Source organism: Actinophytocola oryzae (genome assembly GCF_004364325.1).
Classification (GTDB): domain Bacteria; phylum Actinomycetota; class Actinomycetes; order Mycobacteriales; family Pseudonocardiaceae; genus Actinophytocola; species Actinophytocola oryzae.
Genome location: NZ_SOCP01000005.1, coordinates 181503 through 206829, shown reverse-complemented (window position 1 = coordinate 206829; position 25327 = coordinate 181503). Strand labels below are relative to the sequence as shown.

The 25327-nt window shown below is 71.5% G+C and carries 22 protein-coding genes; 9 read left to right on the top strand and 13 right to left on the bottom strand.

All coding sequences use genetic code 11. The features are described 5' to 3' along the window. Positions 1 to 131: 131 nt before the first annotated feature. From CLV71_RS15585 to CLV71_RS15575, 3 genes are read right to left on the bottom strand one after another with little or no spacing between them, the layout of a single operon-like run. Positions 132 to 1880: an EAL domain-containing protein gene (locus CLV71_RS15585; RefSeq protein ID WP_133903472.1), complete on the bottom strand. Its 1749-nt coding sequence runs from the start codon at positions 1878 to 1880 to the stop codon at positions 132 to 134. Further along, positions 1853 to 2842, bottom strand: coding sequence for an alpha/beta hydrolase (locus CLV71_RS15580; RefSeq protein ID WP_133903471.1), 990 nt, complete (start codon positions 2840 to 2842; stop codon positions 1853 to 1855). The genes CLV71_RS15585 and CLV71_RS15580 overlap by 28 nt, the downstream gene beginning before the upstream one ends. A 9-nt stretch (positions 2843 to 2851) precedes the next feature. Then, positions 2852 to 4162 (bottom strand): cytochrome P450, encoded by a 1311-nt coding sequence (locus CLV71_RS15575; protein WP_133903470.1) that lies wholly within the window; start codon positions 4160 to 4162, stop codon positions 2852 to 2854. A gap of 106 nt (positions 4163 to 4268) precedes the next feature. Here CLV71_RS15575 and CLV71_RS15570 point away from each other — a divergent pair, with 106 nt between their 5' ends. Together CLV71_RS15570 and CLV71_RS15565 are read left to right on the top strand one after the other, a co-directional pair. Continuing rightward, positions 4269 to 5072 (top strand): SAM-dependent methyltransferase, encoded by an 804-nt coding sequence (locus tag CLV71_RS15570; RefSeq protein ID WP_133903469.1) that lies wholly within the window; start codon positions 4269 to 4271, stop codon positions 5070 to 5072. Between the two features lie 34 nt (positions 5073 to 5106). Next, positions 5107 to 5805 carry an HNH endonuclease family protein gene (locus CLV71_RS15565; RefSeq protein ID WP_243866480.1) on the top strand — a complete coding sequence of 233 codons (699 nt, stop codon included), beginning with the start codon at positions 5107 to 5109 and terminating at the stop codon, positions 5803 to 5805. Here CLV71_RS15565 and CLV71_RS15560 read toward each other — a convergent pair. From CLV71_RS15560 to CLV71_RS15540, 5 genes are all read right to left on the bottom strand, one after another. Next, the gene (locus CLV71_RS15560; RefSeq protein ID WP_133903468.1) at positions 5802 to 7169 is read right to left on the bottom strand and encodes a tetratricopeptide repeat protein; all 1368 of its coding nucleotides are present in this window, start codon (positions 7167 to 7169) and stop codon (positions 5802 to 5804) included. The genes CLV71_RS15565 and CLV71_RS15560 overlap by 4 nt on opposite strands. Positions 7170 to 8050: 881 nt before the next feature. Beyond that, a complete protein-coding gene (locus tag CLV71_RS15555; protein ID WP_133903467.1) occupies positions 8051 to 9190 on the bottom strand; it encodes a serine hydrolase domain-containing protein in 1140 nt (379 codons plus the stop codon). A gap of 20 nt (positions 9191 to 9210) precedes the next feature. Then, positions 9211 to 10323, bottom strand: coding sequence for a serine hydrolase domain-containing protein (locus CLV71_RS15550; RefSeq protein WP_133903466.1), 1113 nt, complete (start codon positions 10321 to 10323; stop codon positions 9211 to 9213). Between the two features lie 100 nt (positions 10324 to 10423). Beyond that, complete coding sequence (locus tag CLV71_RS15545) at positions 10424 to 11077, bottom strand: response regulator (protein WP_133903465.1); 654 nt, start codon at positions 11075 to 11077, stop codon at positions 10424 to 10426. Then, complete coding sequence (locus CLV71_RS15540) at positions 11065 to 12306, bottom strand: sensor histidine kinase (protein ID WP_133903464.1); 1242 nt, start codon at positions 12304 to 12306, stop codon at positions 11065 to 11067. The genes CLV71_RS15545 and CLV71_RS15540 overlap by 13 nt, the downstream gene beginning before the upstream one ends. Before the next feature lie 127 nt (positions 12307 to 12433). On the opposite strand from CLV71_RS15540, the gene CLV71_RS47660 reads away from it, so the two are divergent. Next, positions 12434 to 12610: a hypothetical protein gene (locus CLV71_RS47660; protein WP_166664112.1), complete on the top strand. Its 177-nt coding sequence runs from the start codon at positions 12434 to 12436 to the stop codon at positions 12608 to 12610. Between the two features lie 10 nt (positions 12611 to 12620). On the opposite strand, the gene CLV71_RS15535 is transcribed toward CLV71_RS47660, so the two are convergent. Genes CLV71_RS15535 through CLV71_RS15525 form a run of 4 tightly spaced genes read right to left on the bottom strand, consistent with a single transcriptional unit; the run spans position 12621 to position 14485 of the window. Then, positions 12621 to 13124 (bottom strand): GNAT family N-acetyltransferase, encoded by a 504-nt coding sequence (locus CLV71_RS15535; protein ID WP_133903463.1) that lies wholly within the window; start codon positions 13122 to 13124, stop codon positions 12621 to 12623. A gap of 11 nt (positions 13125 to 13135) precedes the next feature. Next, complete coding sequence (locus CLV71_RS50130) at positions 13136 to 13264, bottom strand: hypothetical protein (protein ID WP_279588733.1); 129 nt, start codon at positions 13262 to 13264, stop codon at positions 13136 to 13138. Beyond that, positions 13254 to 13580: a ketosteroid isomerase gene (locus CLV71_RS15530; RefSeq protein ID WP_133903462.1), complete on the bottom strand. Its 327-nt coding sequence runs from the start codon at positions 13578 to 13580 to the stop codon at positions 13254 to 13256. Before CLV71_RS15530 ends, CLV71_RS50130 begins: the two co-directional genes overlap by 11 nt. Beyond that, a complete protein-coding gene (locus tag CLV71_RS15525) occupies positions 13577 to 14485 on the bottom strand; it encodes a LysR family transcriptional regulator (protein WP_133903461.1) in 909 nt (302 codons plus the stop codon). Before CLV71_RS15525 ends, CLV71_RS15530 begins: the two co-directional genes overlap by 4 nt. Positions 14486 to 14556: 71 nt before the next feature. Between CLV71_RS15525 and CLV71_RS15520 the strand changes: the two genes are divergently transcribed. The 6 genes from CLV71_RS15520 to CLV71_RS15495 are packed head-to-tail and all read left to right on the top strand — an operon-like array spanning position 14557 to position 22029. Further along, entirely contained in the window at positions 14557 to 16308 is a 1752-nt protein-coding gene (locus tag CLV71_RS15520; RefSeq protein WP_133903460.1) for a gamma-glutamyltransferase family protein, read from the top strand. A 30-nt stretch (positions 16309 to 16338) separates the two neighbouring features. Beyond that, complete coding sequence (locus tag CLV71_RS15515; protein ID WP_133903459.1) at positions 16339 to 17964, top strand: ABC transporter substrate-binding protein; 1626 nt, start codon at positions 16339 to 16341, stop codon at positions 17962 to 17964. After that, positions 17964 to 18920, top strand: a complete 957-nt coding sequence (locus tag CLV71_RS15510; RefSeq protein WP_133903458.1) for an ABC transporter permease — start codon at positions 17964 to 17966, stop codon at positions 18918 to 18920. The genes CLV71_RS15515 and CLV71_RS15510 overlap by 1 nt, the downstream gene beginning before the upstream one ends. After that, a complete protein-coding gene (locus CLV71_RS15505) occupies positions 18917 to 19789 on the top strand; it encodes an ABC transporter permease (protein WP_133903457.1) in 873 nt (290 codons plus the stop codon). The genes CLV71_RS15510 and CLV71_RS15505 overlap by 4 nt, the downstream gene beginning before the upstream one ends. Continuing rightward, positions 19786 to 21378, top strand: coding sequence for a dipeptide ABC transporter ATP-binding protein (locus tag CLV71_RS15500; protein WP_208297578.1), 1593 nt, complete (start codon positions 19786 to 19788; stop codon positions 21376 to 21378). Before CLV71_RS15505 ends, CLV71_RS15500 begins: the two co-directional genes overlap by 4 nt. Before the next feature lie 36 nt (positions 21379 to 21414). Then, positions 21415 to 22029, top strand: a complete 615-nt coding sequence (locus CLV71_RS15495) for a helix-turn-helix transcriptional regulator (RefSeq protein ID WP_133903456.1) — start codon at positions 21415 to 21417, stop codon at positions 22027 to 22029. Here CLV71_RS15495 and CLV71_RS15490 read toward each other — a convergent pair. Then, positions 22002 to 25313: an ATP-binding protein gene (locus tag CLV71_RS15490; RefSeq protein WP_133903455.1), complete on the bottom strand. Its 3312-nt coding sequence runs from the start codon at positions 25311 to 25313 to the stop codon at positions 22002 to 22004. The two genes, CLV71_RS15495 and CLV71_RS15490, sit on opposite strands and share 28 nt — an antisense overlap. Between the last annotated feature and the right edge of the window lie 14 nt (positions 25314 to 25327).

Below are 25327 nucleotides of genomic sequence, written 5' to 3'. Positions count from 1 at the left end.
CCTGTCGTGGTGACGCGGACAAGGCTCCAGCAGGGGCGGTCCCGGCAACTCCGGGCATATCCATGAGATGGCTCAGGGTTGACCCTGATCCACTTCCTCGGGCACGGACGTGCCAGGGCGTCGGCCAGTCACTACTGCTCGCGGATCGGGAACATCGGGCCCGTCGCGGTGTCGGCGCCTGCGTGGCGCCACCAGTCGACCTCCGGTTCGCTGCGGAGGTCGTCGACCGACACGGTCGCGCCCGCGTCGTGGACCAGTGCGGTCAGGTTCGAGAACGCCCGTGTCACCAGGCTCTTGGTGCCGATCGTGCGGGCCTGGGCGACCAGGCGCGGTGCCAGCGACACCGTGTTCAGCGACAGGTCCGGCAGACGCACGACGTCCGAAGGGGCGCCGGTGAAGTCGTGGACCGCCGTGCGCACACCGGCCTTGGTCAGTGCCTTGAGGTTGTCGACCGCCTGGGACCGTCCGTCGAACACCTCCGGCGCGGGCATGGCGAGGCGCAACCGGGCGGGCGGCAGTGACACCTCCGCCAGCGTGTCCAGGACCGCGCCCACCAGGTCCGGCGCCGCCGCCTGGTTGGGGGACAGGCTCACCGACAGCGGCAGCCCGGTCTCGACCGCGCGTGCTCCCGCCGTCCTCAGCAGCCACCGGCCCATGGACGGGCTCAGTCCCGTCTCCTCGGCCAGCGTCACGCACTCCGTCCCGCCAACGCCCGCGAGGGCCCACCTCGGGTACGCGTCGATCGCCACCGGCCGCTCGTCCGCCAGGTTCACCCGCAGCCGGTACCCGACCGCGAGCTGCCCCGTCTCGACCGCGCCCGGCATGATCGACGCCAGTCGCGGCCTGCGGACCCGCAGCTCGGCCTCGGTCGGGGTCAGCAGGTGCCACTGACCGGGTCCCCGCTCCTTCGCCAGCCGCAGCGCCAGGTCCGCCGCGTGCAGCAACCGCTCGGGATCCGCCCCGTGCGGCGGGCTCCGCACCACCCCGATGTTGGCCGTCAGCGCCAGACCGTGGTCGTCGACGTAGGTCGCGTCGGACAGCGTCTCGGTGATCATGGCCACCACCGACGCGGGCGCCGGCAGCGAGTGCTCGTCGTCGGGGCCCTGCTCGTCCAGCGCCGCGAAGCAGGCGCGGTCCGTCCTCGCGATCATCGCCACGGGCAGCGCGTGCCGAAGGCGGGTCGCGACCGCGAACAGCAGCGTGTCGGCCAGCCTGCCGCCGAGTCCGTCGTTCAGCAGCTGGAAACCGTTCAACTCCAGCAGGTACAGCGTCGTGGGGCTGCCGGAGTTCAGGACCTCCTCCAGGCGCGTGGTGAGGAACTGCCGGTTCGGCAGGCCGGTGAGCGGGTCGTGCAGCAGCTGGTGTGACAGCTGACCCCGCAGCAGCGACAGCTCCGTCGCCATCGCGTCGCGGTCCTCCTCGTTGGCCTTCGCCACCCGGATCGCCTTGGCCGCAACGGCCTTCACCGCGCGGATCATGCTCTCCTGCTGCTCGGTGGTGCGCCGCCGCAGCGCCTCCGCGTAGCCTGCCGCCACCGCGCCGAGGAGCCTCGTCACCCGCTCCGGCGAGTCCTCCGCGAGCAGCGGGCCCGCCAGCACGTCCACGGTGATCCGCAGGCTCTCGCGGTCGACGCAGTTCAGCTCCACCAGCCGCGCGCCGACCCGCTCGGCGGCACGCAGACGTTCGTCGGCGTCGAACAACTCCTGCACCATCTCGCGCACCGGCTCCTCGATGTCGGCGTGCACGAGCGGCACGTAGGTGGTCGTGCAGAGCAGGTAGGCCCACTTCCTCGCCGTCTTCTCCCGGTCCCTGCCCGCCGGGGACGGCGTGCCGCGGCCGGGCAGCGGAACCGTCACCGGCCGGCCGTCCGGTCGGCCCATGCCACCACCGCCGCGTGGAGGTCGGGTGCGTTGGGCGCGTAGTTGAACGAGTGGCCGTAGCCGGGGAGGACGTAGGCCTCCAGGTGTGCACCCGGCCCGTAGAACGGCGCCTCCGCGGCGAGATAGCTCGCCGACGAGCCGCAGTCGGTCGCGAGCGGACCGCAGAAGGTCGGGTCGCCGCCCGCGATGGCCGTCAGGACCGGCACGTCCACGAGCCGCGTGTACGGGGTGACGGTGCCGAGCAGCGCGGCATCGACCAGCTCACCAGGCGCGGCGACGTCCTTGGTGGCCTCGTCGAACCCGACCGCCGCCGTGACGTTCGGCCCCGGTTGGTGCAGCGAGTACCGCGTGCCCGCGCGCGTGGTCAGGTAGCCGGGGTCGAGCGGGCGCCCCCGGAACGCCGGGTCGAGGACGGCCGGCACGAACGAGGTCGCGATCGTCGCGACGCCCAGCACGTTGAGGTGGTGGCCCATCGAGGTGACCAGCACGCCGTCGACGTCGTGGTACGTGGCGGCCTCGATGATCGAGACGGCCGAGCCCAGCGAGTGGCCGCCGAGGACGACCCGGTCGAACCTCGGCCGCATCGCCTGCACCACCTGGTGCACGGCGTTCGCCTGGACGATCGCGCTCAGCAGCAGGCTCGGCGGCTGCGAGCTACGACCGGTGCCGAGGCGGTCGACGGCGAGGGTCGCGTAGCCCGCGTCGTTCATGGCCAGGCGGAACGAGCGCACCGCCGGGTCGACGGTGATGTCCCAGTACGAGCGGTTGTAGAACCCACCGGGGACGAGGACCTGGAGGGTGCGCGCGTTCGCGGGCACGCACAGGGTGCCCGCCATGGTCTGCTGGAGTCCTGCGACGCTCACGGGGAAGGTGACGTCCTGGCAGGAGGCGTCGGCCTGGGCCGTCGCGGGGACGAACATCATCCCGGCGACGAGTGCCGCTGCGGCGAGACGGTGGAACATGTGGACCTTTCAACGGGGCGTGGCCGTCATCGACAGCCGGGTGGGGTAGGCGGTGGAGGTGTAGGTGACCTCGACGGGGCGGGCGAGGCGCAGCCGCCAGCGACGTGCGATCGTCGCCGCCGTCACGGCCATCTCCAGCAGGGCGAACGAGTAGCCGACACACATGCGGTTGCCCGCGCCGAACGGGACGTAGGCGCCGCGCGGCACCTCGCCGACCCGTTCCGGTGCCCAGCGTTCGGGGTCGAAACGGTGTGGCTCGGGGAAGTTGCGGGGGTCGTGGTGCAGCGCGTGCGGGCTGACGACGACCTCGGCGCCCTCGGGGAGCCGCGCGCCGCCGAGCTCGACGGGCTCGAGCGTGCGGCGCATCAGGATCCAGACCGGGTACATCCTGAGGGTCTCGTTGACGACCTGCCTGGTGTAGGTGAGCCTGGCGTAGTCGTCGTAGGTGACCGCGCGCCCGCCGAGGACCTCGTCGACCTCGGCGTGGACGCGGCGCTCCACCTCGGGGTGGCGCGCGATCTCGTGGAACAGCCACGCGAGCGCGAGTGCGCTGGTCTCGATGCCCGCGCTGAGGAGGGTGACCACCTCGTCGTAGGCCTGCTCGTCGGTCATCGGCGCGCCGTGTTCGTCACGCGCCATGAGCAGCATGGACAGCAGGTCGCCCCGGTCGTCGCCCCGGGCGCGCCAGCCGTCGATGACCTCGCCGACGACGGCCCGCATCCGGGTGACGGCCTGGTCGAACCGCCGGTTGCCGCGCACCAGGAGGCGGCCGACCGGCTCGGGCGACAGTGCCCGGATCATGCCCTGCCTGATGACCACGGGGATCGAGCGACGGGCCTCCTCGACCGCCGGTCCGCCGAGTTCGGTGCCGAACAACGCCGCGCCGGTAATGGTCACCGCGAGTGCCCGCATATCGTCGTTGATCTCGCGGATCTCACCGGGTTCCCATGATTCACATAATTCGGAAACGGCCGTTTTCATCAGGTCGGTGTAGCTCGCGACCCGGTCGTGGTGGAACGCGGGTTGAACGAGCCTGCGTTGGCGCAGGTGAAAGGCGCCGCCGGAATTCACGAGTCCGTTCCCGGTGAATGGTCGGAACTTGTCGAACATGGCTCCTTTTCCGAAGCTGGCTGACGCCGTGACCAGCACTCGGTGCGTCAGCTCGGGGCTCGTGACGAAGTACGCAGGCAGCGTGCCGAGGTACACCCGCACCAGCTCGCCCTGTGCGTGAAGTCCTTCCGTGAAGCCGGATCGATGGTGTAGAAGTGCGGGCGTGTGGCCGAGCAGCGGCCACCGCCCCGGTGCTACTGGCACTGGCATCACAGACTCCTCGCACCGAGGGACGGATTACAGTAGGACTAACCCATGTTGCTCCAAAAGCACCCGATCGGGTGCGATTTCCCTCGAGGCGAATTAGGGTGTGCGGGTGGATTGGGTACCGGCAATCGTCGACACTTCCGCGCCGAGTGGTGCGCGGACATATGACTACCTGCTCGGTGGGAGCCACAACTTCGCGGCCGACCGCGCCATGGCTGACCAGGTCGAACGCGCGGTGCCGGGAATCAGGGCCGCGGCGAGGCTGAACCGTGCCTTCCTGGCGAGGGCGGTGCGTTTCATGATCGGCCAGGGCGTCCGCCAGTTCCTCGACATCGGCTCCGGCATACCCACTGTCGGTAACGTGCACGAGATCGCGCACCAGGTGGACCCGTCCTGCCGGGTGGTGTACGTGGACAGGGACCCGATCGCCGTCGCGCACAGCGAGCTGATGCTGGCCGACGCGGAGCACGCCGCCGTGGTGGAGGCGGACATGCGGGACCCGTCGAGCGTCGTCGACGACCCCGTCACCCGCCGCCTGCTCGACTTCGACGAGCCGGTGGGCCTGCTGTTCCTGCTGGTGCTGCACTGGGTCGCCGACGAGGACGACCCGGCGGCGCTGGTGGCGAGGTACCGCGAGGTGCTGGCGCCCGGCAGCTGCCTGGCGATCACCCACATGACGGACGACATGCAGGCGCACAAGATCGACGCCGTGGCCGGCATCGTCCGCGAGAACCGTGGCGCGGGCCAGGTCTTCCCCCGCGCCAGGGCGGAGATCGCGACCCTGTTCGGCGACCTGGAGCTGCTCCAGCCGGGGCTCGTGCCGACGGGCACGTGGCGCCCGGGTGGCGTCGGCGACATCGCCGACGACCCGGAGATGAACGAGCTGTCCTTCGCGGGGGTGGCCAGAAAGTAGCCCACGACACAAGGAGATCGACACAACTTGCCCGGTGAGCAATGATTTCCTGATGATCCGCCGTGCCGTGCCCCTGCTGTTGCTCGCGCTCCTGACGACCGGCTGCGAAGCCCTCCAGTCGGCGACGACCGCCACCCAGCCCCCACCGGCACCGCCGGCGCAGCCGGGTGCGCCCGTCCCCGGCGCGGGTGCCCTCGGCCAGCAGCTGGCCGCCCTGCAGGTAGCGCCGGAGGACACCGGCGCCCACTACGACCGCGACGACTGGTTACCCGACTGGGCCAGGACCGGCCAGTGCACGACCCGGGAAACCGTGCTGCAGCAACAGGGCCAGGGCGTCGTGGTGAACGACAAGTGCGCCCCGACCGCGGGCCAGTGGGTGAGCAGGTACGACGGCGTGACCGTGACCGACCCGAGCGACCTGGACATCGACCACGTGGTCCCCCTCGCCGAGGTGGCCCGCTCCGGCCCGATAGTCGACGGCCGCCGCCAACGCCCCGGCGACTGGCCCGTGGAACAACGCCGCGCCTACGCGAACGACGTCGAGGGCCTGGTGGCCGTGACGGCGTCGAGCAACAGGAGCAAGTCCGACGACGACCCCGCGCGCTGGCTCCCCGCCCAGGACCACTGCGGCTACGTCGCCTCCTGGATCCACATGAAGACCAAGTACCACCTCTCGATCGACCAGCAGGAGCACGACGCCATAGCGCAGATCCTCACGACCTGCCCGGCCTAGGGATTGACCAGGGACGTGAAGCCCGCGTGGACGTCCGGGTCGGACGGGGTGACGTAGACCTCCGACGGCGGCCCCAGGTCGACGGTGCCGATGGTGCGGTACTCGAGGAACGCCGGGCAGCTGGCGCCGCCGATCTCGACACGTACGTCCACGATCACCCTGGCGGTCTTCACCTCGAAGACGCGGACCGGGATGGAGATCTTCTTGAACGTGACGTCCGTGTAGCCGAACGGGCTGAGCGGGGCCTCGTACGGGCACGTCTCCACGGCGGGGCCGTACTCGGTGGCGCCCGCACACACGATGATCACCGCGTCGGCGGCGTCGGTGGCCTTCCATTCGGCGGGGAGGCGGCTGGTGTACTCGTCGTTGCCGTAGAAGAGGGCCCGGTTGGGGCGGGTCGCGCCGTACGGGGTCGCGCCGCTGTAGGGCGCGGGCCGGGTGCAGTAGGCGGGCGAGGTCCCGACCGTCGTGGACAGGAGCTGGCGGACGTTGGCCAGCTCGATGGCCTGGGTGGCCTTGGTGACGCCTTCCTGGGCGCGGGGAGCCAGGTCGTCGTCCGGGTACCGGTCGAGCAGCTGCTGGTAGTGCTCGCGGGCCAGCGTGAAGTCGCTGGCGCTCATGAGCTGGTCCCCACACTCGACGATCGCCAGCGGTGCCACCTTCGGCACGATGTCCGCGGCCCGGTCGAGGATGGACTTGTCGTGGCCGATGCGGCTGAGCCAGTCGGTGATCTCGGTGGTGTCGCACGCGTCGTCGGTGGGGAGCCGGTCCAGGAAGCGGCCGAGGACCTTCTCCGCCATGACCTCGTGGCCGGGCAGGTCGTCGAGGACGGCGTGCAGGTTGTCGACGGCGGACCGCAGTGCCACGGTGTCGCCGTCGAGAGCCCGGTCCAGTTTCGCGTTGGCCTGGTGCAGGAGGTCGCAGGCGCGGACGGTGTCGTCGCCCTTGGCCGTCAGCGGCGCGTCGGCGATCCGGTGGCCGACGGTGCGTGCGTCGAGCGCGTCGAGGGCGGTGGTGCAGTTGCCCGCGTTCCTCGCGTCGGCGACGGCGTCGTCGATCCGCGCGGCGTCGAACCGCATCCCGCCGACGAGCAGGAGCACCACGGCGGTGACACCGATGGCGACGAGCCGCTGTCGTCGAGGCTGGGTCGGCCGCTCACCACGGCTCGCGAGGATCCACCCGTGCGCGATGACCGCGACCCACCAGACCACCACGACGATCTCGAGCCACAACTCCCGCACGGCTGTGGCCAGGAGTATGGCGAAGGTCAGCGTGACGAGCGCCGCGACCACCGCGAATGCCCGCCGCCCGAGAAGCCAGTAGCCGACACCGAGAAGCGAGCCGTTCCCGACGGCCACAGCCACGGGGTCGGCAGGCGGTACCGGCCGCTTCGGCTTGCTCAGCGGGATGGTCTCGAACTCGAAGCCGGGCTCGTTGGCCGCGGGGAACTGCGCGTAGGCGGAGTGGTAGTGGGCATGCTCGGTCTGGGAGGCCTGTGGCTGTCCGAGCGCAGGCTCGGTGACCTGCTCCCCGTCTGGGGAAGCCGCTGGCTCCGCGGCTTGGTCCTGGCTCGCGCTTCCACTGGGGGTAGGTTGTTCGAGTGCTGGTTCGGTCGGCTGTTCCGGGCTCCCGGGGTCACGCGGAGTTGGTTGTTCGGGGGGTGGCTCGGAAAGCTGCTCGGTATTCGTCGTGCCTTGTTCGGCTGGGGTCTGTGAGCTGTTTTCCTGGCTTGCCCCGGCAGGCGATGGCGACGCCGACTCGGAATCCGTTGCCTGCGCGGGACCGGAGTCCTCGCGCGGCTGTTCGGTGGTGACACCGGCCTCGGAGTCTTTTGTCTGCGGGGCGTTCGGGTCGTCCGTGCCCGGAGCTGCTCGCTGCGGTTCTACTTCCCCACCGGTCCGGGAGTCCGTTGCGTGCGAAGGCGCCTCGGCCCCGGGCGCTGCTTCCTCGTGCGAGGTCGGCTCGGCCGTCGCTTCAGAGGTGTCTTCCGGTGCCGTATTGGCATCCGGGATCTTTTCCTGGCCTGGCGCCGGGATCTTCTGCGAGGGCTTCCCAGGTTCAGGGCCGGGCTCCGGCACAGCTTGCGGTGGATGATCCATGAGTCTCTTCCTCGGGAAGCCTGCGGAGGTCGGTGCTCATTGTCGACCATCGTCCTGGGGAGGGGTCCCGAGTGGGGGTGGAAGTTTCCGGTTCGTAAGCAACAGCGCCGAATCCCGGCCCGGCACAGCCGGACCGGGACACGGAATCACGCACAGAGCGCGGTGTCCAGCGCGTCCTCGACGTGTTCCGCCGCGGGCAGGTTCATCGCCGGGCCCGTCACGGCGATCGTCGCCGCCCGGCCGTTCTCCGCCACCGCGTTGCGGGTGATGTAACCGGGGGCGTTGCCGCCGTGGGTCCACGCCACGCCGCCGCACGACAGCTGGAACGTCGCCAACCCGAGGCCGTACCGGGCGGTGCCGGTCGTGTCGAAGTCCGGTGCGTCCACCAGCTCCTTCATCTCCGCCAGCTGTGCGGGCGCCAGCAGGTCGCCGTCCAGCAGCCCGGTCAGGAACGTGTTCAGGTCACGCGGTGTGCCCACCAGCTGTCCCGCGGCCCAGCCCGGCGACGGGTCCATCTCCGTCACGTCCACCGGCCTGCCGTCGGCGCCCGGCCAGTACCCGTGCGGGTGCCTGCCTCGGATCGTCTGCGCCTCCGGCCAGTACGTCTCCCGCAGCCCCAGCGGCTCGATGACCCGCCTCGTGATCTCCTCGCCAAGCGGCCTGCCCGTCACCTGCTGGACCATCAACCCCGCCAGCACGTAGTTCGTGTTGCTGTAGCTCCAGCCCGTGCCAGGAGCGGACAACGCGGGCCTGGTCAGTGCCGCGTCGACCATCTGCCTCGGCTCGAAGTACGTGTGCCGCACGGCGAGGTAGTCGGTCAGCATGATCTCGTCGTAGTCCGGCAGCCCGCTCGTGTGCTGGAGCAGTTGGCGCACACTGATGTCGTGGCCGTCGATGCCGTCGCCACGCACGACGCCCGGCAGGTACGTCTCGATCGGCTCGTCCAGCCCGACCTTCCCCTCACCGACCAGCTGCAGCACGACCGTCGCCGTGAACATCTTGGTGTTGCTCGCGATCCGGACGTACCCGTTCGGCGGGACGGGCGCGCCGGTCCGGAGGTCTCCCACGCCCGCCACGTAGTCCCGGGTCCGGCCGTTCGCACTCCGGACCGCGGCCAGTGCACCGGGGAAGTCGTCCTCGCCGACCAGTGCGTCGAGACTCCGCTGTACGGTGTCCTTCTGGACCGTCACGGCGTCGACCCGTTGCGGCGGAACGGTTTCCTCGGTGGGCGCCGCGCACGCGGTCAGTGTCACCGCTACCGCGGCCAACCCGAGCTTCCTCAACATCGTCTGTCCTTTCGGGATGGTCACTGGCAGAGTGCGGTGTCGAGCACCCTGTCGGGCAGCATGTCGGGACCCTGCTCGGGGGTCGGCAGCGCGGTGACGGCCACCGTGGCGGCCCGGCCGCCCTCGGTGATCCCGTTGCGGTTCTCGTAGCCGTCGATGTCGCCGCCATGGCCCCACGCCACCCCGCCGCAGCTCAGCGAGATACGCATCAGTCCAAGCCCGTACCGCCAGTCCGGCGGGAAGCCGGGCGCCTCGACGGTCTTCTTCATCTCCGCGAGCTGCGCGGGCTTCAGGACCTCACCGCCGAGCAGCGCGGCCAGGAACTCGTTGACGTCACCGGGAGTCGCGATCATCTGCCCCGCGGCCCAGGCCCACGACGGGTCCAGCTCGGTGAACTCGACGCGCTCGGCTGCCTGCGACGTCGGCGTGTAGTAGCCGAGTGCGTGCTTCTCCCGGATGGTCTGGTCACCGGTACCCGGCCAGTAGGTGTGCCGCAGCCCCAGCGGTCTGACGACCCGGTTCGTGATCTCCTCGCCGACCGGCCGGCCGGTGACCCGTTGCACGATCAGGCCGGCGACGACGTAGTTCGTGTTGCTGTAACGCCAGCTCGAGCCAGGCGGGAACGACGCGGGCTGTGCCAGGGCACGGTCGAGCAGCTCCCGAGGTTCGACGTAGCGGTGCTGGATGTCCTTGTAGTCCAGCGTGAAGTACTCGGGCAGGCCGCTCGTGTGCTGGAGCACCTGGCGCACGGTGATGTCGTGGCCGTCGATGCCCGCACCTCGCACGAGGCCGGGCAGGTACGTCTCGATCGGCTCGTCGAGGCCGATCCTGTCCTCGCCGACCAGCTGCAGCACGACCGCCGACGTGAACATCTTGGTACTGCTGGCGATCCGGATCTGGCCGTCCTTCGGCACCGGCCTGCCGGTCGCCACGTCGCCGACACCGGCGGAGTAGAAGCGGTCGCGGCCGTCGGGCTCCCGCACGGAGGCCATGGCGGCCGGGAAGTCGTGGTCGGCGACCAGGTTGTCCAGCCCCTGCTGCACGGCGTTCGGCCTGGTCCCGGCGACGGCCTGCGGCGTGGCGAGAGCGAGCGCGGCGATCACCGCCGTGCCGAGAGAAACCCTGCGAAACATGCGATCCCCTTTGTCGGCATCCCTTTCAACTGAGGGAAAGCCTGCCGTCGCGTCGCTCGGGGATCGATCCGGCGAGCTGGAGGAAACGTGGTACAGCCAGCTATACGCGCCTGCCCTCCAGGTAGTGCAGCACTGCGGTCACGCGCCGGTCCGCACGGTCGTCCGGCGCGAGGTCGAGCTTGGCGAAGATGCTGCGGATGTGCTTGCTGACCGCGCCTTCCGTGACGAACAGCCGCTCGGAGATCGCCGTGTTGCCGAGGCCCTCCGCCATCAGTGCCAGGACTTCGTGCTCGCGCGGGGTGAGCCGCGAGAGCCGGTTGTCCGGCCGGTTCCTGGCGAGCAGCTGCGCGACGACCTCCGGGTCGATGGCCGTGCCGCCGCTCGCCACGCGCTCCAGCGCGTCCATGAACTCGGCCACCCGCCCGACGCGTTCCTTCAGCAGGTAGCCGAGACGCGCGCCGCCGGTCGCCAACAGGTCGGTCGCGAACGCCTGCTCCACGTACGCCGACAGCACGAGCACCGCGAGCCCCGGCCTGCGCCGCCTCGCCTCGACGGCCGCGACGATGCCCTCGTCCGTGTGGGTCGGTGGCATCCGGACGTCCACGATGGCCACGTCGGGCTCGTACTCGTCGACGGCGACGAGGAAGTCGGCCGGGTTGCTCGTGGTGGCAACGACGTCCTGCTCCTCGGCACGCAGCAGCAGCGCGAGCCCCTCACGCAGGAGCAGGTCGTCCTCGGCGATCACAATCCGCATGGCAGGCTCGCAGTCATGGTGGTGGGTCCGCCGGCGGGGCTCGCCAGCGCGAACGTGCCGTCGTGGGCCTCGACGCGGCGCCGGATGCCGGCAAGACCCGAACCGGCGCCCTCGTCCGCTCCGCCGCGCCCGTCGTCGGTCACCGCGACGCACAGCTGGTCCTCGTTGCGGCGCAACACAACCGTGGCCCGCCGCGCACCGCTGTGCTTGGCGACGTTCGTGAGGGTCTCGGCGACCGCGAAGTACACGGTCGCCTCGACGGACGCGGCGGACCGGCCGGGCACGTCCGCGTCGACGCGGCACGGCACCGGACACGTCGTGGCCAGCGAGGCGAGCGCGTCGGGGAGCGTGCGATCGGTCAGCACCGGCGGAAGGATAGTGCGGACGACACCACGCAGCTCGGTGAGGGCCTGCTCCGCGGCGTCCTGCGCGCGGTCGAGGATGGCGACCGCCGCGGCGGGGTCGCGGGCGACCGCCCTGCGTGCCGCACCGAGCAGCACGTTGACCGCGACGAGCCGGTTCTGCGTGCCGTCGTGCAGCGACCGCTCGATGCGGCGCAGTTCGGTGGTGTGCGCGTCGAGTGCCGCGGCGCGGGTGGCGGTCAGGTGCGCGACCCGCAGCGCGAGGTCGGTGCCGGGATCGGGGGTGAGCAGCCTGCGTCCCGGCCACGCCTGCAGCCGCGCCAGGAGCGGCTCCGCGGCCACGAGCACGACGAGCCAGCCGACACCCATGAGGCTGACCAGGAGCGCGTCGCCGAGGTCGTGCACGGGCAGGATGGCGAGGGTGTCGGCCGACTCGTCCGGCGGCAGGACGTACCACCAGAGCGGGAAGGTGCCGTCGGTCACCGCGTAGATGGGGAGGCTGACCCCGACCATCCCGAGGAGGAGCCCCGCGGTCCCGTGACACAGGACCCAGGCCAGCTCCCGCTGGGTCGTCGGATTCCTGATGGCGGCACGGAACCCCGGGGGCAGCGGCTCCGGCCCGATGATCTCCGGCGTCCACCGCGACAGCCTGCCGCGTTCGCGCTGGGCCACCGCCCGGATCACGCGGGGGATGGTCGGCAGGAGGGCGAACCCGACGCCGCCGACGCATGTCACCGCGGCGATCACCATCCACAGCACCGCGGCGACCGCGAGCACCGCCGTGCCAAGCCCACCCACGATGTGCTCGATGGCGTCGACCGTGGTGCGGAGGCGGGCGACGAGGTCCCACCGTTTGAGAGCGGACACTGGCGCGACACTATGACCACGTCAGGCGCTCGGCCAGGGGTGGAGCGGAAAAGTACAGCCTGCTATACCCCGGTTCTCCAGCCGGCGGGATCGTGCCGGGCCCTGTCGGTGCCTAGCGTTCTGTGGCATGACGACAACGACGAAGACCCGTGGTTCTGTCCGCTCGCTGCTGTGGGTGGTGCTGGTCCTGAGCGTGGCGGGCAACGTCGCCCTGCAGGGCATGATCATCGCGAGCGTCTGCTGTGGGGTGGTGGCGTTGGCGAGCGGCGCGACGCTGGTCGTGGACCACTACCGGCACCGGTGAGCGGCCGGTGTCAGAGGTCCAGGCGCATGCAGGCTCGCGGCCAGCGGTCCAGGCCGTGTGCCAGCTCCGCGGCACGGATCGCCCGCAGGCCAGGGGTTTCCTCGGCCTCCGTCAGGTAGCGGAAGCCACAACGCTCGTAGTAGGGCCCGTTCCACGGGACCTCCGTGTACGTCGTCAGCGTGACGGCCGGGAGGTCGCGGCGGCGGGCCCACTCGAGCAGGTGGTCGATCAGTACCCGGCCGAGCCGCCTGCGGGCGTGGTCGGGGTGGACCGACACCTGCTCCACGTGCCCGTTCCCGTCCACGACCTCGGCCAGCAGGTACGCCACCGGCCGGCCGTCCACCTCGTACACCCACGCCCGTCCTTCGGCGACGAACCCCGACAACGTCGCGGCGGACGGTGGTTCGTCCTGTGCCACCGACGTCATGCCGATCGCCAGGAACGGTTGTCCCGCCGCGCGTTCGAGCGAGCGCAGCACCGGGATGTCGGCCTCCCGCGCGGGGCGGACGGTCATGACGGCGACTCCTACGCGACGTTCTTCAGCACGATCTCCAGCGGCGTCGGCGCCAGGTCGAACGCCTGCTCGGTCGCCGACGAGTCGATCGTGAACGGGCGGGTGAACTGGTACTGCGTCGTCCGCAGCTCACGCAGCATCGGCGAGAACAGGCCCGCTGTCCACAGAACTGCGTACGGCAGCCGCGTCAGCCGGGCGGGACGCGCCGTCGACGAGCACGCGCGGCACCACCGGGGCACGGGTGTCCGGCGCGTGGAACTCGCCGAGCAGGCGGAAGTGGTCGGCCATGTCGGCCCTCGTCGACCGCGTGCGGATCCACGGCACCGAGGGATGGTCGCCCGCAGGCCAGTCGAGCCGGAAGTCCACCCGCTCGGCGAACAGCTCGGCGAGCTCGTCCGGCTCCCCGGCGGCCAGGCGGGCGAGGAACTCCGTCACGGTCGCACGCGTGGTGATCATGGTTCGGACGTTATGCCCGGTTCCCTGACACCCCTTGTCAGTGTGGTGTCCAGGAACGCCTGCGTGGCCGGGGTGATCGGACCGGACCGGTGGACGAGCCACTGCGGCAGCCGCTCGCGGGGGCTGAAGTGGTGCACGGCGGCGCCAGCGCGGACGGCCAGGTCGTGCCAGCCGTCCGGCACCACGCTCGAACCGATGCCACGCAGCACCATCGGCAGCACGACACTGCGGTCGCCGACCTCCGCGGCCACCGTGAGACCGCCGACGGTCTCCGAGATGCGGTCGAACAACGCACGCGCGGCCGTGGCCCGCTTGGTGACCACGAACCGCAGGCCGCGCAGGTCGTCGTGGGTGACCGCGCCGTCCTCGCCGAGGTGGGTACCGGGCGGCGCGACCAGCAGGAACTCCTCGTCACGCAGGTGGTGGGCGACGAGCCCCGGCCCGGCCGGACGTTCCCCGTGGCCACACACGCCGACCTCGCAGCGCCCCTGCAACACCATCGCCACGACCTCGGTCGCCGACAGCGCGGAGGACGTGCTCACCAGCACGCCGGGATGACGTTCCCGCAGCTCGGCGACGATGCTGATCACCGGCTCGAGCGCGGAGGACGACGTGGCCGCCACGTCCACCCTGCCCACCGCGCCGGTCTCGACGCTGCGGGCCGAGGCACGCAACGCTTCCAGGTCCCGCAGCACGAGCCTGGCGCGGTCGACCACCAGCTCGCCGGCGTTGCTGAGCACGGCGTTGCGGCCGACCCGGTGGAACAACGCGACTCCCAGCTCGTGCTCCAGCTTGCCGATCGCCCTGGACAGCGACGGCTGCGCGACCCGCAACGCCCGGGCGGCATGGGTGAACCCACCGTGTTCGACGATGGCGACGAAGTACTCGAGCTGACGACGTTCCATAGCCTGACGCTATCGGTTTGGTGTCAGGTATGTCTTGGACGCGTATACCAGGTCGCCGCGATACTCGGCAAATGTTCACCACGCGGCCGACCCTGCAGGGCACCTTCGGCATGGTGTCGTCCACGCACTGGCTGGCCTCGTCGTCGGCCATGGCCGTGCTGGAGGACGGCGGCAACGCCTTCGACGCGGCCGTCGCGGCGGCGTTCGTCCTGCACGTGGTCGAGCCCCACCTGAACGGTCCGGCAGGCGAGGTCCCGATGATCGTCGCCCCGGCAGGTGCCGAGCCCACGGTCCTCTGTGGGCAGGGCGTCGCCCCGGCGGGTGCCACGGTCGCCCACTACACCTCGCTCGGCCTCGACCTCGTGCCAGGCACCGGCCCGCTCGCCGCCGCGGTGCCCGGTGCGTTCGACGCGTGGCTACTCCTGCTCCGCGACCACGGCACGAAGTCGCTGCGTGAGGTCCTGACCTACGCCATCGGCTACGCGGAGGGCGGCCATCCCGCGGTCGCCCGCGTCGGCTCCACAGTGGACACCGTCCGGGAGCTGTTCGAGACCGAGTGGACGTCCTCGGCGGCGGTCTACCTGCGCGACGGCGAACCACCTGCCGCGGGCCGACTCCTGCGGAACCCCGCGCTGGCGTGGACGTGGCAGCGCCTGCTCACCGAGGCCGAGGCGGCAGGCGCGAACCGCGAGACCCAGATCGACGCGGCCCGCGCGGTGTGGCGGGCGGGCTTCATCGCCGAGGCGATCGCCACCCAGGCGGCGAAGCCCACGATGGACACCTCGGGTGAGCGGCACGAGTCCACCATGACCGGCGACGACCTGGCAGGCTTCTCGGCCCACTACGAGCCGCCCGCGACGTTCACCCGGAACGGCTGGACCGTGGCGAAACCGGGCCTGTGGAGCCAGGGGCCGACGTTCCTGCAACAACTCGCGCTGCTGCCCACGGACGATGACCCGGACGACCACCACACGCTCATCGAGGGCACCAAGCTGGCGATGGCCGACCGCGAGGCGTGGTACGGCGACAGCACCGACGTCACCCTGGAGTCACTGCTCTCCCCGTCCTACAACGACTCCCGCCGCGGTCTGGTCGGCGAGCGGGCCAGCGCGGAGCTGCGGCCGGGTAGCCCGGACGGCCGGGAACCCAGGCTTCCCGCACACCTCGACCTCGCCGGCGCCGCTGCCCCAACGCCTGTCGGCGCCGGCGAGCCAACCGTGGCACCGGACGGCGGCACCCGGGGCGACACCTGTCACGTCGACGTGGTCGACCGGTGGGGCAACATGATCGCCGCAACGCCGAGCGGCGGCTGGCTCCAGTCGAACCCGGTCATCCCGGAACTCGGCTTCCCACTGGGCACCCGGTTGCAGATGACCTGGCTCGAGGACGGCCTGCCCAACTCACTGGTCCCCGGCAGGCGGCCGAGGACCACCCTCAGCCCGTCGATGGCCATGAGGGACGGCCAACCGGTCATGGCGTTCGGCACCCCGGGCGGCGACCAGCAGGACCAGTGGAGCCTGCACTTCTTCCTCGCCGTCACGCGGGGGAGGGACCTCCAGGCCGCGATCGACGCACCGAACTGGCACACGTCGAGCTTCCCCAGCTCCTTCTACCCCCGGGCCATGGTGCCGGGCGGCGTCACGGTGGAGTCGAGGATCGGCGACGATGTCATCGACGGCCTCCGCGAGCGCGGACACGACGTGACGGTCGGCGATCCCTGGTCGGAAGGCAGGTTGTGCGCGGTGACGCGGGACCCGGAGACCGGTGTCCTGTCCGCCGCGGCCAACCCGAGAGGCATGCAGGGCTACGCGGTCGGCAGATAACACAAGCGCATTCCCGACGTTAGGTGTCCTATGTCCAGGTCCTTGCGTTTCGCACTCACGGCGTTGGCGGTGGTCACGGCGAGCGCCTGCGTCCCGATCCAACACCCGGCCGCCAGGGTCGGGCACCACGACGACTTCGGCACCCCGGTCGGCAACAGGAAGGTGGCCGACGGCGGCGACCTCGTCATGGGGCTGTCGTCCGAACCGGACCGGCTCGACCCGACGACCTCCTCGTCGCTCTACACGCGTTACGTCATGAACGCGATCTGCGAGAAGCTCTACGACCTCGACTCGTCCGGCGAGATCGTCCCGCAGCTCGCCACCGGCCTGCCGACGGTCTCGCAGGACGGCCTGACCGTCACCATCCCCGTCCGCACCGGCATCACCTTCGCCGACGGCACCCCCTTCGACGCGAACGCCGTGCGCACCAGCCTCGACCGCCACCTCAACCTCGCGGAGTCCCAGCGCGCCGCCGAGATGGGCCCGATCGCGAGCATCACGGCGGCCGACAGCAGCCACGTCGTGCTCCGCTACAAGCAGCCGTTCGCGCCGATCACGGCCGCGCTCGCCGACCGGGCCGGCATGATCCTCTCGCCTGCCGCGCTCCAGGAGGAGGGCGACGACTTCGGCGACAACCCCGTGTGCGTCGGGCCCTTCAAGTTCGTCAGGCGCGTGCCGCAGACCTCCATCGAGGTCGCGCGTGACCCGAAGTACTACGACGCCAGGGAAGTCCACCTCGACACCATCACCTACCGGATCATGGCCGACGCCAACATCCGCGCCGCCAACCTGCGCTCCGGTGACCTCCAGGTCGCCGACACGATCTCCCCGCAGGACGTCGACGCCCTGGCCAAGGACCCGGACCTGCGGGTGCTGCAGTCGCCCTCGCTGGGCTTCCAGGGCATCTGGCTCAACGTCGGCAACGTCGACGGCGTCGGGAAACCCACGAAGCCGATCGACACCCCGCTCGCGAAGGACGCGCGGATCCGGCTGGCGCTCTCCAAGGCCGTCGACCGGCAGACCCTCGTGGACACGGTGTTCAACAACTGGTTCGAGCCCGCCTGCTCGCCGATCGCGCCGCAGACGCCGTACGCGTCGGACGCGAGCAACGGCTGTCCCGCCTTCGACCCCGGGGAGTCGCGGCGGCTGCTGACCGAGGCGGGCGTGAAGATCCCGTACCGCATCGAGCTGCAGGTGACGAACTCGCAGGACCAGCTGCGGTACGCGCAGGCGCTCCAGGCGAGTGCCGCAGAGGGCGGGTTCGACATCCAGATCATCCCGGTCGAGTACTCGACCCTGCTGGACGTGCAGAAGAACGGCACGTTCGAGGCGTTGCAGCTCGGCTGGTCCGGCCGGATCGACCCGGACGGCAACATCACCCGCTTCCTCGCCACCGGCAAGGCAGGCAACTACTCGGGCTTCAACTCGTCCACACTGGACGGTCTGCTGGCGAGCGCCGGACAGACCACCGACCTCGCGAAACGCGCCGACCTCTACGGACAGGCGGTCGAGCTGATCCAGGAGGAGACCCCGGTCGTCTACACCTACCGGGTCCGCAACCTGACCGTGCACACCACCAGGGTCACCGGCGTCGAGGTGTACTCGGACGGCGTCGTCCGGCTCGGCAAGGCCGCCTTCGTGAGCGGGGAGGACTGATGCTTCGCTACACCCTCAACCGGCTCTGGCAGTCCGCGTTGACGCTCCTGCTCGCGTCGATCGTCGTGTTCATCGGCATCCGCCTGCTGCCGGGTGACCCGGCGACGGCCATGGCAGGCGAGGAAGCCGACCCGGCCGCCATCGCCGCGGTCAGCGAACGGCTCGGCCTCGACAAGCCGATTCCGGTGCAGTACCTGACCTTCGTGGGCAACGCGGTGCAGGGCGACTTCGGCGAGTCCGTGCGCACCGGCACCCCGGTGACGGACATGATCGGCGCGACGCTGCCCGTGACCGTGCAGCTCGCCATCTACGCGATGCTCGTCGCGGTACTCGCGGGCATGGCGTTCGGCGTGGTCGCGGCCGTGTTCCGGGGCCGCTGGCCGGAGTGGGTGGCCAACGGCTTCTCGCTGTTCGCGTTGTCGGTGCCCACGTTCTGGCTCGGCATCCTCGCCGTGCTCTACCTCGCGGTGCAGCTGGGCTGGTTCCCGGCCTCCGGTTACGTGTCGCCGTTCGACGAGCCGTTGCGCGGCCTGTACTACCTGACGCTGCCGTCGGTGATCCTCGGCATGACCCACGCGGCGGTGGTGCAACGCCAGACCCGCGCGTCCATGGTCGACACGCTGACCGCCGACTTCGTCCGCACCGCACGCGCGAAAGGCCTGTCCCGCAGTGCGGTCGTCTTCCGCTACGGCCTGCGCAACAGCCTCATCGTGGTCACCACCATCGTCGGCCTGCAGCTCGGCGGGCTGATCGCGGGCGCGGTGGTCACCGAGCGGATCTTCGGCCTGCCCGGCATCGGGAAGCTGACGCTCGACTCCGTGTTCACCCGCGACTACCCGGTGATCCAGGCCGTCGTGCTGGTGATCACCACCGCCTACATCGTGATCAACCTGGTCGTCGACCTGCTCTACACGGTCATCGACCCACGCGTGCGTGTCTCCGGGAGGGCCAGATGACCACCGCCGAGGTCACCGCGACCGCCGCGCCGCTCGTGCGTGGCCGCACCCTGCGCAGGCTCCGCCGCAACCCGCTCGGCGTCGTCGGCGGCGTGCTGCTGCTGATCGTCGTGATAGCCGGGGTGTTCGCGCCGCTGCTCGCGCCCTACGCGCCGACCGAGGTGCACTTCTCGACGCCGTTCCAGCAACCCGCCACGGTCGGCTTCGCACTCGGCACCGACGACCTCGGCCGTGACGTACTTTCCCGTGTCCTGTACGGGATCCGGGCGTCGCTGGAGGTCGGGCTGCTGTCGGTGCTGGTCGCCGTCGTGGCGGGTGTGCCGCTCGGCCTGCTCGCGGGCTACTGGCGCTGGGTGGACGCCGTCGTGTCGCGGCTCGCGGACCTGATGCTGGCGTTCCCCGCGCTGATCCTCGCCGTCGGGCTCGCGGCCATCAACGGCGGCGGCCTCGCCAACGCGGCCGTCGCGCTCGGCATCGCGCAGATCCCGACGATGATCCGGGTGGTGCGCGCGGAGACGCTGCGGCTGAAGGAAAGCGACTTCGTGCTCGCCGCGCACACCATGAGCGCGGGCCCGGCACGCGTGCTCGGCCAGCACATCCTGCCCAACGCGGCGTCGGCGATCATCGTGCAGGCCACCGTGATCATGCCGACGGCCGTGCTCGGCGAGGCCATCCTGTCGTTCCTCGGGCTCGGCATCCTGCCACCCGACCCGAGCCTGGGCATCATGCTGTCCGACGCGCAGCAGTACCTGTTCCGCACGGCGTGGCCCGGCATCTTCCCCGGCGTCGCGCTCGCCCTGATCTGCCTGGGCTTCAACCTGTTCGGCGACGCCCTGCGCGACGCACTCGACCCGAGGAGCACGTCGTGACGCCGTTGCTGGAGGTCAGCTCGCTCGCGGTGTCCTTCGGGGACACCCACGCGGTGAAGGACACCGCCCTCTCGCTCGGACCGGGCGAGCGGGTCGCGGTGGTCGGCCAGTCCGGGTCCGGCAAGTCGACCACGGCACACGCGATCATCGGCCTGCTGCCCGGCAACGGGCGGATCACCGGCGGCACGATCCACTGGCGTGGCGAGGACATCACGCACGCTGGGGAACGTCGTATGCGGCGCCTGCGTGGCCGCGAGGTCGGCCTCGTGCCCCAGGACCCGATGTCCAACCTGAACCCGGTCTCGCGGGTGGGCAGGCAGGTCGCGGAAACCCTGGTGGCGCACGACATGTGCGGGCGCCGGCAGGCGTGGCGGGAGGCCGTGGACCTGCTGGGCCAGGCCGGCATCCCCGACGCGGCGCGGCGGGCGCGGCAGTACCCGCACGAGTTCTCCGGCGGCATGCGCCAGCGCGTGCTGATCGCGATCGCGCTGGCGTGCCGGCCGGACCTGCTGATCGCCGACGAGCCGACCTCGGCGTTGGACGTCACCGTGCAGCGCCAGATCCTCGACCACCTCGAGAAGCTGACCGACGACCTCGGCACGGCGCTGCTGCTGGTCACCCACGACCTCGGCCTCGCGGTGGAGCGCACGAGCCGCGTGGTCGTGATGTCCGATGGCGAGGTCGTGGAGACCGGTCCCGCACGGAAGGTCCTCACCGAGCCACGCGAGGACTACACGAAGCGCCTGGTGGCCGCGGTCCCGTCGCTGTCGCCGCCGAAACGGGCGGCGGTCGCCGAGGTCGAGCCGGTACTGGAGGTCGCGAACGTCTCGAAGGAGTACCGGGTCCGCGGCCGGGGCGGGGTGCTGCGTGCTGTGGACGACGTGTCCTTCACGGTCGGCAGGGGCCGCACGACCGCGATCGTCGGCGAGTCCGGCTCCGGCAAGACCACGACCGCGCACCTGGTGCTGGGGCTGGTGGCGGCCACGTCCGGGACGATCCGGCTGGACGGCGAGGAGATCGTCGGCCTGCGTGGCGTGCGGCTGCGTGCGGCACGCAGGACCATGCAGCCGGTGTTCCAGGACCCGTACGGCTCACTCGACCCCATGTGGACTGTCGAGCGGATCGTCGCGGAACCGCTGCGCACCTTCGGGGTCGGTGACCGAAACTCTCGCCGCGAGAAGGTCGCCGAGCTGCTCGACCAGGTGGCGCTGCCCGCCGACATGGCCAACCGGTACCCCAACGAGCTGTCGGGTGGCCAGCGCCAGCGGGTCGCCATCGCCCGCGCGCTCGCGCTCGGCCCCCGGCTGGTGGTGTGCGACGAACCGGTGTCCGCGCTGGACGTGCTGGTGCAGGACCAGATCCTCGACCTGCTGGCCAGGCTGCAGAAGGAGCTGGGCCTGAGCTACCTGTTCATCTCCCACGACCTCGCCGTGGTCCGCTCACTCGCCCACGACGTGGTGGTCATGCGGGACGGTCGCGTGGTGGAACAGGGCCTCGTCGACCAGGTGCTGACCGCGCCGAAGGACCCCTACACCCGCAGGCTCCTCGACGCGGTGCCCGGCGGCTCGGCGTTCGTAGAGGTTCCGTAGAGGCGGTATGAAGGTCGGTCGTGGACGCTTGGTGATGTGACGGTACGAGTGCTTGTCCACGCGTCCGACCCGGTCAACCGGGCCGGGGTGGCGGCCCTGCTGCGGCCGGCGCGCGAGGTCGAGCTGGTGATCGAGGGTGAGGAGTCGGACATCGTCGTGCTCGCCGAGAGCACGGTCGCGGCGGCCCAGCTCGAGGAGGTCGACCGGCTGCGGACGACCCGGCGGACCCGGTGCGTGGTCGTGGCGGGGCGGTTCGCCGAGAAGGACCTGATGACCGCCGTGCGCTGCGGGGTCGTGAGCGTCCTGCCGTTCGAGGGCGTGAGCGCCACGAAGCTGTTGTCCACCATCGTCGGCGTCGGGCAGGGCCGCTCGGTCATGCCGCACCGCCTGCAGGCCGCGCTGCTCCGCCAGCTGAACGAGCTGCGCCGGGACCTCCTGACCCCCAACGGGCTCACGCTGTCCGGTTTGGACGAACGGGAGCTGGACGTCCTCGGCCTCATCGCCGAGGGCTTCCGCACCGACGAGATCGCCGCGAAGCTGTCCTACTCCGAGGGCACCGTCAAGAGCGTCCTGCACGGCGCGATGACCCGGCTCAACCTCGCGAACCGGGCACACGCCGTCGCCTACGCCATCCGCGCAGGCCTGCTCTGACCCGAGGCGATCACCGGCGTCCTGCGGATCGCGAACTCCGCGAGCCGCGCCTCGGCGCGCTCGATGTCCCACCGCGCAGACAGGTCGCCGTACACCTCGACGCACTCGGCGAACGCCGCCCGCGCACCGGGGAGGTCACCGCGCCGCGCCAGCAGCACGGCCGCGTCCTCCAGCACCTCGCCGAACTCGACGCGCCGCCCGATCCTGCGGTAGTGCGCCGCGGCCGTCAGCACCGGCGACGGATCCCCGGCGACCAGCCCCTGACACCACCACGCCGCCACGGTCGCGCGGGCGGTGACGCGTTCCCGCCGAGCCTCGAACCCGCACACGTCCATGGCCCTGGCGACCCGGTCGTCGTCACCGACCGACTGCGCCAGCCGCACGATGCCCGGCAACCACTGGTGTCGCAGCATCATCGGCGCGAAGTCGGGGGAGAGCAGCGGGTCGAGCAGTGCCAGCGCCCGCTCGACCGAGCCCTGCTGCTGTGCCGCTACCGCCTGTGCCGCAAGGAGGAAGTCGATGTTCTCGCGTTCCTCGTCCGTGGACCCTTGCCGTGCGACGGCATCCAGGTGTGCCGCGGCCTCGATGGTGTCGCCGCGTCTGCCCGCGACCAGCGCCGCGACGCCGTGCCACAGCACCGCCATCGCCGACGGGTCGCGCAGCCCCAGGAACGTCAGCCCGTCCTCCGGCACCTCGTCCAGCTCGACAAGCGCCTCGTTCCACCGGCCGAGCCAGTAGTGGTGCACGGCCGACGGGATCTGGAACGCCGCCCGTCCGGCCACCCGCAGCGTCGCCTCGGCCTCGTCGAGCCGGTCCAGGTTGTGGCAGGTGAACAGCCTGTTGTCGAGCAGGTCCAGCTCGACGTCGGTCAGCGCACCCGCCGCCCGCACCCTGGCCAGCGCGGCGTCCACATGCGACAGTGCGGCCTCGTGGTCGCGCCGGACCGACGCGACGAGCCACAGCGTCTGCCTGGCGTGCGCGGTCAGGTACTCGTCGCCTGCCGCGTCCTCCAGCGCCTCGTACCCGGCGGCCTCCGCCGCGTCGAGGTCGTCGAGCCTGCCGCGCCGGAAGCCGGCCAGCAGGTGCCGGTGGCGGCGCCGCCAGATCTCGGGGACGCTCTCGTCGTCGGTGGCCGCCGCGACCGTCCGGATCGCCGCGCCGACATCGCCGCCACGGAACCGCATCGCGGCGAGCAGCTGGCGCATCTCCGCGGCACGGAAGGGGTCGGTCGTCATCGCGAGCGCGTCGGCCGCCTCCTGCTCCGGCTGGCGGTCCAGCCGGTACAGGACGCGAACCCGTGCCGAGGCAAGGACTTCGCGGCGCGGGTCGGCCGAGGGGCACACGGTCACGGCCCGTGCCAACAGCTCCGCGGCGACCAGCGGCGCTCGGTGCGCCAGCGCCTCGTGGTTGTCGACCAGCCACGCCAGTACCCAGGCGTCGGTCTCCGGTGTCGCCGCGAGCTGGTCGGCGACCCTGGTGACCGGCGCGCCCGCCCGCGTGAGCGCCTCGGCGGCCGACCGGTGCAGCCGGTCCCGCGCCCCGGTGGGGATCTCGTCGTAACACGCCTGGCGCAGCAACGGATGCCGGAAGGCCAGATGCGGCCCTGCGTCGACGAGCACGTTCGCGGCCGTCGCCTCCTCGAGCGTCGCCAGCAGGTCCGACGGCCGCTTCCCCGCCACCGCGGCCACGTCGGTCACCGTGAAGTCCACGCCGAGCAGCGCCGCGGCCCGCAGAACCTCCCCGGCCTCGGGCGACAGGGTGAGCAGGTGCCTCCGCACGGTGTCCACAAGGGACTGTGGCGGTGGGTAGTCGGTCCTGGCGAGGTCGTCGACGCCGTCCGCCGTCACGAGTACCGCCTCGCGCCGCAGCGCCGACGTCAACTCCGTGACGTACAGGGGGTTCCCGGTCGTGCCGAGCACGAGGTCCCGGAGCTGGGGGCCGGCCGGCGCGCCGGTCAGCAGCTCCTGCAGCGCGAGGGTCTCCGCCGAGCTGAGCGGGCCGAGCAGCAGGACGTCGTCCCGGCTGTGCAGCTCGTGTCGCAGCCGCACCAGTGCCGGAGTGCGTGGCACCGGCCGTGCGGCGGCCACCAGCAGCAGCGGCAGCGCCCGCGCGGCGACCGCGAGCCGGTGCCAGAGCTGCACACTGGCCTCGTCGGCCCACTGCATGCCGTCCACCACCAGCACGAGCGGCGCCGCCGCGCACAGCTCGGTCACCCGCGCCAGCAGCACGTCCGCCGTCGCGGTCGCGCAGTCCCGGCCGTCCGGCAGGCGTGCGGTGAGGCCGAGGCACTCGTGCATGACCCGCAGCGGCACGCGCGCGGACCGCTCGTCGGCGACCGCCCAACCTAGCTGGCAGGGTACGTCCGCAAGCGCTTGCGCGAGCAGTGCCGACTTCCCGATGCCGAAGTCGCCCTCCAGCCAGACCGCGCCGCCCCGGCCCTCACACACGGCGTCGACCAGCGTGCGCAGTCGCCGCACCTCCGCGAGCCTGCCGACGAACCGCGCACCGGCGGGCGCGGGCCGTGCGAGCAGCCTCGGTTCTTCGACGTCCTCGTCGAGCAGCCGCGCGTGCAGCTCCCGCAGCGCGTTCCCCGGCTCGACGCCCAGCTCCTCGGCGAGCACCCGGCGTCCCGCGGCGAACACCTCCAGCGCCTCGGCCCGCTGCCCACCTCGGTGCAGGGCCAGCATCAGCAGCTCACGCAGGCGTTCCCGCAGCGGGTACTCGCCGACCAGCGCGGTCAGCTCCGCGACCAGCTCCTGGTGTGCGCCGAGCGCGAGCAGCGCCGAGGCCCGGCGCTCCAGCGCCGTCAGCCGCACCTCGACCAGCCGCGACCGCTCGGCGGCGGCGAACGGACCGGGCAGACCGGACAGCGGTTCGCCGCGCCACAGCGCGAGTGCCGAGTCGAGTGCCTCGACCGCGCCGCCGTCGGCGTCCCCGCCACGCGCGACGAGCCGCTCGAACGCCGCCGCGTCGAGGTCCGCCGCCCGGAGCCGGTAGCCGGCGGTGTCGCTCGTCAGCAGCGTGCCGGAGTCCCACCGGTCGCGGTCGGGCTCCAGCACCCGCCGCAGCCCCGAGACGTAGGTGTGGATGTTGCCGGTCACGCTCTTGGGCGCGTCGGCACCCCACACGGCCGACTCCAGCTCGGCTCGGGTCACCGGCCTGCCCGCACGCAGCGCGAGCACGGCGAACACGGCCCGCTGCCGCGCGGGCCCCAAGGTCAGCTCCACCGCGCCACGCCAGGCCCGCACCGGACCGAGCACCTCGATCCGCAGGTCTTCCGTCATCTGTCCCCACCCCT